Source organism: Mucilaginibacter ximonensis, from assembly GCF_042686265.1.
GTDB classification, from domain to species: domain Bacteria; phylum Bacteroidota; class Bacteroidia; order Sphingobacteriales; family Sphingobacteriaceae; genus Mucilaginibacter; species Mucilaginibacter ximonensis.
Genome location: NZ_JBHUPD010000003.1, coordinates 330,923 through 343,074 on the forward strand (window position 1 = coordinate 330,923; position 12,152 = coordinate 343,074).

A 12,152-nucleotide genomic window follows, 5' to 3' on the forward strand; every position below is an offset into this window, starting at 1 on the left:
AGCGGTTAATAATTAACTGGGGTCCAAATTAAATTTTTTGGCGTAAAAAGTCCTTCTTTAATACCTTTAATTAAATAGCCTGCTTTTTGCCGGCGGTTGCGCAATATAAAATACCCCAAAAGAGCCAGATAGTAAACGCCATTATAAAGAAAATTGATTGGATAAAACATTGGATTTCCATACCTGCGCAATATCCATATATGGTTACGGCAAATGTAATAGTGTATAATGGGGCTCAAGTTGCCTTCTTTTTTTTTAACCCTGGCCGATATGCCCGCCTCATGGTACATTTTGCACGAAGGGAGGTAATGTAATTCAAATCCGCACTGGCGCAGACGAAATGACAAATCAACATCTTCATAATATAGAAAGAATATTTCGTTGAGCAGCCCGCTTCTTTGTAAGGCCGAGTTTCTGAATAAAGTGCAGCAGCCGGTCAGCCAATCGGCCTGTTCGTAACCATTGATAGATACTGCGTCAGGTAATTTTGTTGACGACGGAGTATTGCCTGTTAATTTATTAAAAGCACCCCTGCCGTTCCAGATTTTGCTACGGTTGTGCATCCAATAAATAGCTGGTTGTACAGCGGCAGCTTCGGTGTGGATATCTAAATGCTTCAAAAGCTTAACTATAATATCTTCATCAACCAGGGTGTCTGTGTTTATGAGTAAAGAATACGTATAGCCTTTTTCAATGGCATAACTTATAGCGCGATTATTGCCTTCGGCAAAGCCCAAATTTTCTTTATTTTCTATGTATATAAGCTTGGGATACCGCACTTTTAAAATTTCAAGCGAATTATCGGTTGATCCATTATCAGCCAAAATAATATCGAACAATTGCTCATTACAATATTGCTTTAAAGAAGCAATACAGTTAACGGTATGCTCCGGTGTATTCCAATTAAGTAATATTAATGCTACTGCTTTAGGCATTATTTAACAAGGGTTTTCTTAAAACATACTCATACATGCAAAACGCACAGGTTTCAATAATCACTGTAAATGCGCCTATCAATAATCGGTTGTTTATACTTACCGCAACAAATGCTGTTATTAAGCCAATAAATACCAAAGCTATAGCTATCCTGAACAAATAAATATTGCGGTTTTTTAAAAGCATGTCCAACACCCCGTACACGTTGAAAGCCGAAATAACAGGTACAAACCCCATGATTCTTAGCATTACAACAGCGTCGGGGTTGTGTTTTTTGGATAGCACAAATATGATCATATTGGCCAATACAAATATTAAAAGTCCCCCTATAAAAAAAAGTCCGGCAAATAATCGTCTTGACTTTTTACGATAGGCTGCCCAGGCTTCGCGGTGTTGTTTGTACAAATTAACCGCATTTGGGTAAACTGCGTTACTTACTATGTTTAATACACTGCGGCATTGTGCTATAAATCTGTCGCATAGCGCATAGGCGCCCAATAAGCCTGATCCGCTCCACTCTAAAGCAAAAATGATGATAGATTGCTGCATTATAGCCGAAATATTGTTGATGGTAAGATAGAAGTTCTCCTTAATCATCTTCAATATCTCGGTTCTTGAAGGCAATTTTAATTTGAGCTTAAACCGGTAAATAAAGTACAGGCATAAACCTATGTAGGTGGTTACGTTGGCGGTGCCTAAAATGAAATTAACCCAAGGCGCATCTTGCGGTTGATGTATGAATATAAATATAGCAGCTACGGCAAAAAAATTTGCTGCCAGATTTGTCAAGTTAAAAACCCTTATCCTTTCAATTCCTATATAAAAACATAGCGGATTCAAAACCTCTGCCAAAACCATTGGGGCTGCTGCTACAATATAATAATAACTTAATTTATGGATAGAGCAACAGGCAATCAGGCAAATTACATATATTGAAAATATCAGAATTCTGACAAACAGTGTATTGGAAAAAGTTAAACTAAGGCTCTCTCTGTTATTTAAATTAAACACCGTGTCTTTTACGCCCGATTGGCTTGTACCATAATTTACCACCGTACCTACCAGCATTGAAAATCTAGAAGCAAACATTACCATCCCAAAACCATTAATACCTACGTTGCCCGTTATTATCCTTATAGTTATAAACAGCAATAGCGTATTTGATAACTGTATGCTGGTAAGGTTAATAAAGTTAGACAAGATATTTGTTGATCTTAATCTTGTATATAGGTCTTTCAGGTTTCTTTTCAAATGTTTTTAGTTGATAACAGGGGCAAATTTAGAGTTATTTATAAGAAACTAAGCAGTTGTACGCCTAACTAAGTTCACATAATAAAAACAAATAAGCGTTATTATTATTTACAATAATCTGTAAGGTATAACTATCTTCGCAACACAACCATTGCGCTATGAATTTTCTGAACGCTTCCATAAAAGACCTTAAGCAATTAGGCATTGATAAACATAATGAATATAAAAATGCCAACCCTTATCCGCATATAGTTATCGATAACTTCTTTAATGAAGAAATGCTGTCAAAGGTGCTTGACGACTTCCCTGATCTTTCAAAAAAGGAAGAGATTATCAAATATGACAACCATAACGAGAAAAAATTTGCGGCCAAAGGGGAAAAATATTTTAGCGATAATACTAAAGCTTTTGTACACTTTTTAAACTCGCAACCTGTGCTGGAATTTTTGCAGGAGCTAACCGGTATAAAAGAAACTTTATTACCTGACCCGTACCTCGTGGGCGGCGGGTATCATGAAATTAAACCGGGTGGCTTGCTTAAAGTACATGCCGATTTTAATAAGCATGATCAAACCTGGCTTGACAGGCGCATAAACTTATTGGTTTATTTAAATAAAGATTGGCACGAAAGCTACGGGGGGCATTTTGAATTATGGGATAAGAAAATGACCGGGGCAGCCAAAAAAATACTGCCTGTTTTTAATAGGGTAGCTATATTTTCAACTACTGATTTTTCATATCACGGGCATCCCGAGCCATTAACCTGCCCACCCGATAGAAGCAGAAAATCAATAGCCTTATACTACTATAGTAATGGCCGCCCTAAAAACGAAATAAGCGAGAAGCCTCATGCAACACTATTTGTTAACCGGGCTGGGATAGATAATGACACCATCAAAGATCCGGTTACCTTAAGGCAGATAGTTGTGGATCTGGTACCGCCAATATTAACAAAGCTTGTAAAGAAAGTTGTTAACAAATAAATTTCTTAGGAGCAATTTTAACATTATGCAAAATATTTTAGTTTTTGGCGCATCGGGTCAATTAGGGCAGTGCCTTAAGAATGTTGCTGAATTAAATAATCAGGATAATATTATTTTTTTGGCCGAAGCTGAGGCCAATATCTTGAATATCGCCGGGTTAGAAACTATATTCGTCAGCCATAAGCCGGCCTATGTGATTAACTGTGCCGCCTATACTGCTGTTGACAAAGCTGAAGAAGATGCCGACCGCGCACATCAAATCAATGTTACAGGCGCCGAAAATCTGGCTGCAAAATGTAAAGCCCATGGTTCAGTGATGATCCACATATCAACTGATTTTGTTTTTAGGGGCGACCTGGCGCGCCCGTTAACCGAGATCGACGAGACCAAACCAATCGGCGTTTATGGACAAACTAAGTTAGATGGTGAATTGGCTGTAGCCGCAGGTTTGGACGAGCATTTCACTATCCGCACCGGGTGGTTGTATTCTGAATATGCAGCTAATTTTGCTAAAACCATGCTAAAGCTAGGCGCCGAGCGGGATGAATTAAATATTATTGCCGACCAGGTTGGCACGCCAACTTATGCTATTGATCTGGCGACATTTATTCTTACCGTAATCAATAGCGAGAGCAAGGCATATGGCACTTATCATTACAGTAATGAAGGGGTAACTTCGTGGTTTGATTTTGCCCGCGCCATATTTGATATTTCAGGTACCAAGGTAAAGGTTAACCCTATCCGCACAGATCAATACCCAACGCGTGCAAAACGCCCTGGCTACTCTGTCATGGATAAAAGTAAAACAAAACAAACATTCAATATTGAAATTCCGTATTGGCGAGACAGCCTCATCATTTGTATAGGCAAAATCAACAATAATTAAAATTTAATTATGAAGGGAATAATTTTAGCGGGTGGCTCTGGTACCCGTCTTTACCCAATAACCCGGGCTATCAGCAAGCAATTGATGCCGATATATGATAAGCCGATGATCTATTACCCGCTGTCGGTATTAATGCTGGCAGGTATCAGGGACGTGCTGATCATCACCACTCCGGAGGACAACGAAAGCTTTAAGCGCTTATTGGGCGACGGAAAAGAGCTGGGCTGCAATTTTCAATACGCCGTGCAGGAAGTGCCAAACGGGCTTGCACAGGCTTTTGTAATAGGCAGAGAGTTTATTGGCAATGATAAGGTAGCGCTGGTATTGGGCGATAACATATTTTACGGCAGCGGTTTCAGTAAACTGATACAGAGTTTTAATGATGTGAATGGAGCCGCCGTATTTGCTTACCCGGTAGCCGACCCTGAACGATATGGGGTAGTTGAATTTGACGACGATTTCAAAGCCTTATCTATCGAGGAAAAACCGGCGCAGCCAAAATCAAACTATGCCGTTCCCGGCTTATATTTTTACGACAACCAGGTAATAGAAATAGCAGCTAACCTTAAACCATCGCCGCGCGGCGAATATGAAATTACCGACGTGAATAAACATTATTTGGCGCAGGGTAATTTAAAAGTAGGCGTTATGGACAGAGGTACCGCCTGGTTAGATACTGGCACTTTTGACTCATTAAGCGATGCCAGTGAATTTGTTCGTGTTATCGAAAAACGTCAGGATACCAAAATTGGGTGTATTGAAGAGGTTGCTTATCGGATGAAATTCATCACCAAAGAGCAACTTACGGACATAGCTCAAAAGTATATTAAAAGCGGTTACGGGCAGTATTTACTTCGCCTCATTTAGTAATAAAATATCAATAACGTCAGGCCGGATATCTTCCGGCCTGAGCCAGTGAATTTCCTTGTCTTTTCTAAACCAGGTTAACTGACGCTTGGCGAAATGGCGGGTATTTTGCTTGATTTGATCGATAGCCTTTTCCAGGCTGATGTTGCCATCAAAATGATCAAATAATTCGCTGTAACCTACGGTGTTCAGCGCATTTAAATGTCGATGGAAAACAAGCGACCGCGCCTCAGCCACCAATCCTTGTTCAATCATTATATCAACGCGATGGTTAATGCGGTTATACAAAACCTCACGTGGCATATCTAAAGCTATTTTTAAAATATTAAACGGACGGGTATTCACACCCGCTTTGCGGTAAGATGAAAAAGGCTTACCCGTAGTTTGATAAACTTCCAGGGCACGTATAATGCGTTGAGGGTTGTTTAAGTCAACTTCATGATAATAATCTGGATCAACTTCTTGTAGCTTTTTTTGAAGCGCCTCGATACCTTTAATGGTAAACTCCCTGTTCAATTTTTCGCGAACCTCTGCTGACGCCTGTGGAATATCGTCAAAACCCGCTGTCAAAGCTTTGATGTACAAACCTGAACCACCTGCTAATATGATAATGTCATGCTCCCTGAAAAGCTCATCGAGCAAAGCCAAAGCTTGTTTCTCAAAATCGCCTACCGAAAAGCTTTCGGTAATTGAATGCGAGTCGATAAAATAATGTTTAGCCGCAGCAAGTTCAAGCCAACTGGGTTTGGCGGTGCCAATGGACATTTCGCGGTAAAACTGCCTTGAATCGGCCGACAGGATAACCGTTTTGTAATGCTGCGCCAGGCTGATAGCAGCTGCCGTTTTACCAGAGGCCGTTGGTCCGGCTATGACTATCAAGGTTTTTTTTGCAGGTTGGGAGCTCACAACTAAATTTTTACCACTTGTCATTTCGACCGAAGGGAGAAATCTATACATTTCAAATAACGCTTGCTTAGCGTGTGTATAGATTTCTCCCTTCCGTCGAAATGACAAATATGTTGTTTGTAATCTAACGACTAATATTAATAATCGTCGTGCGAAGATGATCGTCTTTCATCCTCGTAGTTCTCGTCGTCAGAAAATTCGTTTCCAAATTCGTCTTCCTCTTCTTCGGCCTCGTCATCATGGCTTCCGCGGCTGCTTACAGCTTCGCCTGTTTCATCAACTTCTGAGAAATCTTCGGTATCATCATGGTTCATGCCCATTTCGTTCAGGAAGTCAAAATCACTTTCGTCGGCAGTAGCAGCAGTAGCGGCATCGGCTACGGTAACAAACTGTCTTGGTGCGTCGCCTACTGATTTTACGATAGCAGGGTAGGTGGTATTTGGATTTTCGTCCAGGATGATCTTCATTAATTCAACATGAAAGTCAAACGGGCGGTCAAAATTAAAGGTATAATAAAATTTTTGATGCGGATCGTCAATACGGCTGCTTAGTTTTACTTTTTCCATAAGCGCCACGCCGCGGTCAATACGTCTTTGATTTGGCAAAAAGGTTACTTCTTCACCTTTTATCCATTGGTCATTACTTACATAAAAAGATGAAGGATATTCGGGGTTATAACCGGTTGATTTGTGAATCGCGCGGTGAAGATCTTCAAATGTTTGAGTTGATTTGATGTCGATTTCTCTGGTAACATCATCGTAATCTTCAAAAGTAACTCTAAACCTGTATAGTGCCATTGTGTAGTGTAGTAGATTTTTTTGCGTAAAAATAATATTTTAATTTGTGTTTGAGTTTGCCACAACTTTTAAGCCAATTTCTTCGCCAACCTTAATTGTAAATGTAATTGCTTCTTCGCGTGCATTCCCAATTTCGCCCTCCAATATGGCTTCGCGTATTTTGTTTTTAATAATTCCAACCTCGCGGCCCTCTTTTAAGCCAAATAATTCCATAATATCATTACCTGTAACCGGTGGTTGCCAATTACGTATCTGGTCGCGTTCCTCAACATCTTTCAGCTTTTGCTGAACTAATTCAAAATTGTTGCGGTATTTTTTGACCTTGTACTCGTTTTTGGTGGTAACGTCTGCTTTACACAACAGCATTAGTCCTTCAATATCATCACCTGCCTCAAAAAGTAAACGCCGAACAGCCGAGTCTGTAACTATTGATTGCGATAATACGATAGGCCTTAAATGCAGCAGCACCAGTTTTTGTACCTGCTTCATTTTTTCGTTAAGCGGCAGTTTTAGCTGGGCAAATATCTTAGGCACCATGCGGGCGCCTTTATCTTCATGGCCATGAAAGGTCCATCCGTGGCCTGGTTCAAAGCGTTTGGTGGCAGGTTTGGCTATGTCGTGCAAAATAGCGGCCCAGCGCAACCACAAATCGTCGGTGGTTTCGCAAATGTTGTCCAACACCTGCAAGGTATGGTAAAAATTGTCTTTATGCCCGCGGCCGTCCACATAGTCAACACCATAAAGCGCGACCATTTGCGGGAAGATTTTATGCAACAAGCCGGTATCAAACAAGTAATTAAAGCCGATGGACGGTTTTTTTGACAGGATGATTTTATTTAGCTCATCGGTGATACGCTCTTGCGACACGATGCTGATCCGGTCGACGTTATTTTTGATAGCCTGGATAGCCAGATCGTCAATCTCGAAATTTAACTGCGAGGCGAACCTGATGGCGCGCATCATCCGCAGCGGGTCGTCAGAGAAGGTCTCGATGGGGTTAAGTGGCGTACGTATAAGTTTATTTTTGATGTCCTTAACGCCATCGAAAGGGTCAATCAAGTCTCCATAGGTATCGGGATATAAAGAAATAGCGAGTGCATTGATTGTGAAGTCGCGACGCTTTTGGTCATCCTCTAAAGTGCCATTCTCCACGATTGGTTTGCGCGAATTTGACCGGTAAGATTCTTTGCGGGCACCCACAAACTCAATTTCCAGATCTTTATATCTTAGCGAGGCGGTACCAAAGTTTTTATAGACAGCTAGTTTAACATTCAATCTGGCGGCCACAGCTTCTGCAAAGTCAATACCGTTACCTATAACGACGATATCGATATCCTTTGACGGGCGGTCCAGGAGGATATCGCGCACAAAGCCGCCGATGGCGTAAACAGCCAGCCCTTTCTCGCCGGCTATAGCCGACAGTGTTTTAAAAACCGGATGTTGCAAGTGCTTCTTCATGTACGTTTATCCCGCAGGGAGACAGGGCAAAATTACGGATTTTGGGTTGAAGATTGGTTATTAAAGATTGAAGATTGGTTGTTGAAGATTGGTTGTTGACAATTGAAGATTGGTAATTGTAGCAGAAAACAAGCAACAATTACCAATCTTCAATCTTTAATAACCAATCTTTATCGACGAATAAACTCAAACTTTCCATCGGCCTCCAACCGCATAATGGTTGACGGGGTTTTAATTTCTTTGCTGTGCTGGTCAATGTCGACAACATAATCAACGCCATCAATAATTTCCTGTTCTATTTGCGAGAAGTACTGCGGCGAGGGGCTGCCGCTTATATTCGCCGAAGTGGATACCAATGGTTTACGTAAACGCTGAATCAGTCCCTCGCAAAAAGGGTGCTTGGCTACGCGAATGCCTACGCTGCCATCGACCGCAATCAATGCCGGTGATATATTGCGGGCTCCTGGCATAACCAGCGTGAGCGGCTTTTCGGCATACTCAATCAGGTTGTAGGCCAGCTCAGGCACTTCTCTGATATAACTTGGCAACTTGGCGTCAGTATCCAGCAAAATGATCATGCTTTTGCTTTCGGCACGTTGTTTTAATTTGTATATCTTTTGTATCGCTTCGGTATTAGTGGCGTCGCAGCCTATACCCCAAATGGTATCGGTAGGGTAAAGAATGATACCGCCCTCTTGTATAATTTTTAACGCTTTGGCTATTTCGTCTTTAAGCATGGTTTAAATATTGACTTAAGGCATTAACAATTCGTGGTTCGTCCAACAGTTGCATACACTTGGGTATACCATAAAGTCTGCACTCGTTGCGTACACAAGGTTCGCATTCTAATTGCCCGGCACGTATCACAGTTAAGTTTAATTTATTGTAAGGCGCCGTATTGCGTTCATTACCGGCACCAAACAAAGCTATTACCGGTATGCCCAATGCATTACCTAAATGCGCCGGACCCGAATCTGTGCTCAACATCGCTTTGGCACTGGCTATCAAATTGCTTAGTGTCACCAGCGTAGTTTTGCCGGCATAGTTTTCAATACGGTCGGGGTTGTGTGGGTTTTTTACCAGTTGCTCTATATACAGCACATCTTTTGGTCCACCCAGCAGGCCAAACCTGTATTCAGGGAAAACATGCGTCAGCAAATTGAGCATATTGCGGGCGGTATCTATGGGCATACGCCTTGATTCGGCTTCTGAATTAAAGTTCAATAACACCAGGTTGTTCTTTTTAACCTCGGTTGGGGTTAGCATAACCTTACGGCCGGTTACAGGCATATTGTTTACCTGTTCTAAGATAGACAAATACTCATCAACCCGGTGTGCATTTTTAGGACGTTTACAGGTTTTGGTGAATAGAAAAAAACCACCTTCTTTGCTATAACCTATACGCTGTTTAGCGTTGGTAGCTTTGCCCATTACTGCCGCCGATAGCGAGTCAGGCAGGGTGAAAAAGATATCGTAGTTTTCTGCCCGCAAGGTTTTTCCGTAGCGATAAACACCGCCAAGGCCGCGATACTCGTCTTTTGAAAACGCATGGATATTGGTTAAGCCCGGTATGAGTGAGGCGATAGCGCTTAACTCTTTTTTGATGATAACATCAACCTGTGCGGCAGGATAAAATTGTTTTACCGCCCCGATGAAAGCTGTACTCATTACGACATCACCAAGCCAGTTAGGCAATCTTACCAGGATTTTCATGTTATTGAGTTGATTAAGTGAATAAGTTGATTAAGTGAATGGTTGTTTTAGAAATTAACCAATTCACCTAATCAACCCAATCAACCATTCACTACACAGCCACATTATTATCACGCAAAGCATCGTTCAGCGACGTTTTTTTGTCGGTTGATTCTTTGCGCTGGCCGATGATCAGGGCACAAGGCACCTGATATTCGCCGGCTGCGAATTTTTTAGTGTATGATCCCGGAATAACTACCGAGCGTGCAGGTACACGGCCTTTATATTCAACCGGGGTGCTGCCCGTTACGTCAATAATTTTGGTCGATGCAGTTAACACCACGTTGGCACCTAATACGGCTTCGGTTTCAACGTGTACACCTTCAACTACAATAGCTCTTGACCCCAGGAAACAGTTATCTTCAATAATTACCGGCGATGCCTGAACCGGTTCCAATACCCCGCCGATGCCCACACCACCGCTCAGGTGAACGTGTTTGCCAATCTGCGCGCATGAACCAACGGTAGCCCAGGTATCAACCATAGTACCTTCGTCAACGTAGGCGCCAATGTTTACATAGCTAGGCATCATGATCACACCTTTTGACAAGTAAGCGCCATAACGGGCACTTGCACCAGGCACCACGCGTACGCCGGTAGCTTTGTAATCGGTTTTTAGTTTCATTTTGTCATGGTAGATAAAAGGCCCTGCCTTCTCTTCCTGCATAACACGGATAGGGAAATATAATATTACGGCTTTCTTGATCCAGTCGTTAGTATGCCAGCGTGTGCCGATAGGTTCAGCAACGCGGATCTCGCCTTTGTCAAGGCGCTCAATAACGGTCTCAATAGCGTCAGTATAATCTTTAAATTGTAGCAGGTTTCTGTCTTCCCAGGCTGCTTCGATTAGTTTTTTTAACTCTTGCATCTGTATTTAAACTTTCGACAAATTAAAGGAATTTTGGGGAGATTTGTTTGATAACTGCTGAATCAATGTAAATTGCTTACATGTTAAATTCGAGGCAGCCACTTTCATTTTGGATCAAGGTTTTGTTAAGGTCCGTCCTTCAAATAGCTGTTGGATATTTTGTTTTGGATTATATCCTGTAATGTCAATGCTGTTATTTGGAGAAGGAGGGGACAGTTTATTGTATTCAACAGGAAATCATATAGCCTGGGCAATATCGCCGCTAGTGATACCTTTTTTTTGGAATGCCCAGGAAATATACGGAGCGTATAACACACCGGAAAATAGAAAGGTGTATCAGGTAGTGTTTTTGATTTTCATGGGTGCCTATCTGATTTTTACGACAATCTGGGGCGTTTCAAGAGGATTTAAAATTTGATATTTCTTAACTTCGTGATTCGTTATGCCAGAAAAAGAAAAACTCCGGATAGATAAATACCTATGGTCGATACGCTTGTTTAAGACCCGCACCCTGGCGGCTGACGCCTGCAAGGCTGGTCGAGTAAAACTGGACGGAAATAATATTAAACCCCCGCACGAAGTTAAGCTGGGCGAGGTTTACCAGATATCCAAAGGACCCGATCGGAAAACTATCCGTGTAACCGGACTGCTGGAAAGCCGTACCGATGCCAAAACTGCTGTAGGTTTTTATGAGGATATTACGCCCGTAGAAGAGACGCCAGGTTTCAAATCGATGTTTCACGCCCCGGTACTAAAACGCGACCGTGGCGCCGGCCGCCCCACAAAGCGTGATCGCCGTGAAATTGACGGTTTGCAGGGCGATTATTTTGAAAAGGAGAGCGAGTAGCACCCCTCCCAACCTCCCCGAGGGGGGAGGGCTTTGAGTTTTTATTCGTTTAAACCCAGCGTTTCAAAAGTCTCCCCCTTGGGGAGATTTAGAGGGGTGTTAATACTCCGTTTTCCCTTCGTTCTCGCTCCACTGCCTAAATGCCTTTAACGCTTCGTCGCGCAGCAACTGAACAATAGGCAGCTTACGGTCGCCCATGGCCAGGTCCAGTTCATCATAAATAAACTTATCGTCAAAGCCAATATCGGCAGCGTCAACCTTGGTGTTGGCGTAATATATCTTGTCCAGTCGTGCCCAATAGATAGCGCCCAGGCACATAGGGCAGGGTTCGCAACTAGTGTATATTTCGCAGCCCTGCAGGTTAAAGGTCCCCAGTTTTTCGCAAGCCAACCGAATGGCCGAAACCTCAGCATGCGCGGTCGGGTCATTATTAGGCACTACCATATTTGAGCTGCCAGCAACAAGCTCGCCGTTTTTCACAATTACCGCCCCAAACGGGCCGCCCTGGCTTTTTTCAGATAGCTCAATAGCCATCCGCATAAATTTTTCGTGGTCCATGCTTTTATAGAATCAAGAATTAAGAGACAAGAATCAAGATATC

Annotated in this window: 13 protein-coding genes; 4 read left to right on the forward strand and 9 right to left on the reverse strand. The window is 42.3% G+C overall.

The window, feature by feature from the left end; translation table 11 throughout:
* Positions 1–5: 5 nt before the first annotated feature.
* Together ACFS5N_RS15420 and ACFS5N_RS15425 are read right to left on the reverse strand one after the other, a co-directional pair.
* Entirely contained in the window at positions 6–935 is a 930-nt protein-coding gene (locus ACFS5N_RS15420; protein WP_377187445.1) for a glycosyltransferase family 2 protein, read from the reverse strand.
* Complete coding sequence (locus ACFS5N_RS15425; protein WP_377187448.1) at positions 928–2,136, reverse strand: oligosaccharide flippase family protein; 1,209 nt, start codon at positions 2,134–2,136, stop codon at positions 928–930. The genes ACFS5N_RS15420 and ACFS5N_RS15425 overlap by 8 nt, the downstream gene beginning before the upstream one ends.
* Positions 2,137–2,345: 209 nt before the next feature.
* On the opposite strand from ACFS5N_RS15425, the gene ACFS5N_RS15430 reads away from it, so the two are divergent.
* The 3 genes from ACFS5N_RS15430 to rfbA are packed head-to-tail and all read left to right on the forward strand — an operon-like array spanning position 2,346 to position 4,923.
* Entirely contained in the window at positions 2,346–3,170 is an 825-nt protein-coding gene (locus ACFS5N_RS15430) for a 2OG-Fe(II) oxygenase (RefSeq protein ID WP_377187451.1), read from the forward strand.
* 25 nt (positions 3,171–3,195) lie between these two features.
* Positions 3,196–4,056 (forward strand): dTDP-4-dehydrorhamnose reductase, encoded by an 861-nt coding sequence (gene rfbD / locus ACFS5N_RS15435; protein WP_377187454.1) that lies wholly within the window; start codon positions 3,196–3,198, stop codon positions 4,054–4,056.
* Positions 4,057–4,065: 9 nt separating this feature from the next.
* A complete protein-coding gene (gene rfbA / locus ACFS5N_RS15440; RefSeq protein ID WP_377187457.1) occupies positions 4,066–4,923 on the forward strand; it encodes a glucose-1-phosphate thymidylyltransferase RfbA in 858 nt (285 codons plus the stop codon).
* On the opposite strand, the gene miaA is transcribed toward rfbA, so the two are convergent.
* The 6 genes from miaA to ACFS5N_RS15470 all read right to left on the reverse strand — a co-directional run bounded on the left by miaA (position 4,906) and on the right by ACFS5N_RS15470 (position 10,704).
* Complete coding sequence (miaA, locus tag ACFS5N_RS15445) at positions 4,906–5,802, reverse strand: tRNA (adenosine(37)-N6)-dimethylallyltransferase MiaA (protein WP_377187460.1); 897 nt, start codon at positions 5,800–5,802, stop codon at positions 4,906–4,908. The genes rfbA and miaA overlap by 18 nt on opposite strands.
* A 164-nt stretch (positions 5,803–5,966) precedes the next feature.
* Entirely contained in the window at positions 5,967–6,626 is a 660-nt protein-coding gene (locus ACFS5N_RS15450; RefSeq protein ID WP_377187463.1) for an IS1096 element passenger TnpR family protein, read from the reverse strand.
* Between the two features lie 39 nt (positions 6,627–6,665).
* Positions 6,666–8,084, reverse strand: coding sequence for a CCA tRNA nucleotidyltransferase (locus tag ACFS5N_RS15455; protein WP_377187466.1), 1,419 nt, complete (start codon positions 8,082–8,084; stop codon positions 6,666–6,668).
* A 170-nt stretch (positions 8,085–8,254) separates the two neighbouring features.
* Positions 8,255–8,821 carry an L-threonylcarbamoyladenylate synthase gene (locus ACFS5N_RS15460; RefSeq protein WP_377187469.1) on the reverse strand — a complete coding sequence of 189 codons (567 nt, stop codon included), beginning with the start codon at positions 8,819–8,821 and terminating at the stop codon, positions 8,255–8,257.
* A complete protein-coding gene (locus ACFS5N_RS15465) occupies positions 8,814–9,797 on the reverse strand; it encodes a glycosyltransferase family 9 protein (protein ID WP_377187472.1) in 984 nt (327 codons plus the stop codon). The genes ACFS5N_RS15460 and ACFS5N_RS15465 overlap by 8 nt, the downstream gene beginning before the upstream one ends.
* Before the next feature lie 91 nt (positions 9,798–9,888).
* Entirely contained in the window at positions 9,889–10,704 is an 816-nt protein-coding gene (locus tag ACFS5N_RS15470) for a 2,3,4,5-tetrahydropyridine-2,6-dicarboxylate N-succinyltransferase (protein WP_377187475.1), read from the reverse strand.
* A 442-nt stretch (positions 10,705–11,146) separates the two neighbouring features.
* Between ACFS5N_RS15470 and ACFS5N_RS15475 the strand changes: the two genes are divergently transcribed.
* Positions 11,147–11,551 carry an RNA-binding S4 domain-containing protein gene (locus tag ACFS5N_RS15475; protein WP_377187478.1) on the forward strand — a complete coding sequence of 135 codons (405 nt, stop codon included), beginning with the start codon at positions 11,147–11,149 and terminating at the stop codon, positions 11,549–11,551.
* A 99-nt stretch (positions 11,552–11,650) separates the two neighbouring features.
* Here ACFS5N_RS15475 and ACFS5N_RS15480 read toward each other — a convergent pair whose 3' ends face one another.
* Positions 11,651–12,109: a nucleoside deaminase gene (locus ACFS5N_RS15480; protein ID WP_377187481.1), complete on the reverse strand. Its 459-nt coding sequence runs from the start codon at positions 12,107–12,109 to the stop codon at positions 11,651–11,653.
* Between the last annotated feature and the right edge of the window lie 43 nt (positions 12,110–12,152).

Coding starts and splice junctions, on each gene's coding strand:
- ACFS5N_RS15420 (WP_377187445.1), bottom strand. CDS start 935: ATGCCTAAAGCAGTAGCATTAATATTACTTAATTGGAATACACCGGAG.
- ACFS5N_RS15430 (WP_377187451.1), top strand. CDS start 2,346: ATGAATTTTCTGAACGCTTCCATAAAAGACCTTAAGCAATTAGGCATT.
- rfbD (WP_377187454.1), top strand. CDS start 3,196: ATGCAAAATATTTTAGTTTTTGGCGCATCGGGTCAATTAGGGCAGTGC.
- rfbA (WP_377187457.1), top strand. CDS start 4,066: ATGAAGGGAATAATTTTAGCGGGTGGCTCTGGTACCCGTCTTTACCCA.
- ACFS5N_RS15450 (WP_377187463.1), bottom strand. CDS start 6,626: ATGGCACTATACAGGTTTAGAGTTACTTTTGAAGATTACGATGATGTT.
- ACFS5N_RS15455 (WP_377187466.1), bottom strand. CDS start 8,084: ATGAAGAAGCACTTGCAACATCCGGTTTTTAAAACACTGTCGGCTATA.
- ACFS5N_RS15460 (WP_377187469.1), bottom strand. CDS start 8,821: ATGCTTAAAGACGAAATAGCCAAAGCGTTAAAAATTATACAAGAGGGC.
- ACFS5N_RS15465 (WP_377187472.1), bottom strand. CDS start 9,797: ATGAAAATCCTGGTAAGATTGCCTAACTGGCTTGGTGATGTCGTAATG.
- ACFS5N_RS15470 (WP_377187475.1), bottom strand. CDS start 10,704: ATGCAAGAGTTAAAAAAACTAATCGAAGCAGCCTGGGAAGACAGAAAC.
- ACFS5N_RS15475 (WP_377187478.1), top strand. CDS start 11,147: ATGCCAGAAAAAGAAAAACTCCGGATAGATAAATACCTATGGTCGATA.
- ACFS5N_RS15480 (WP_377187481.1), bottom strand. CDS start 12,109: ATGGACCACGAAAAATTTATGCGGATGGCTATTGAGCTATCTGAAAAA.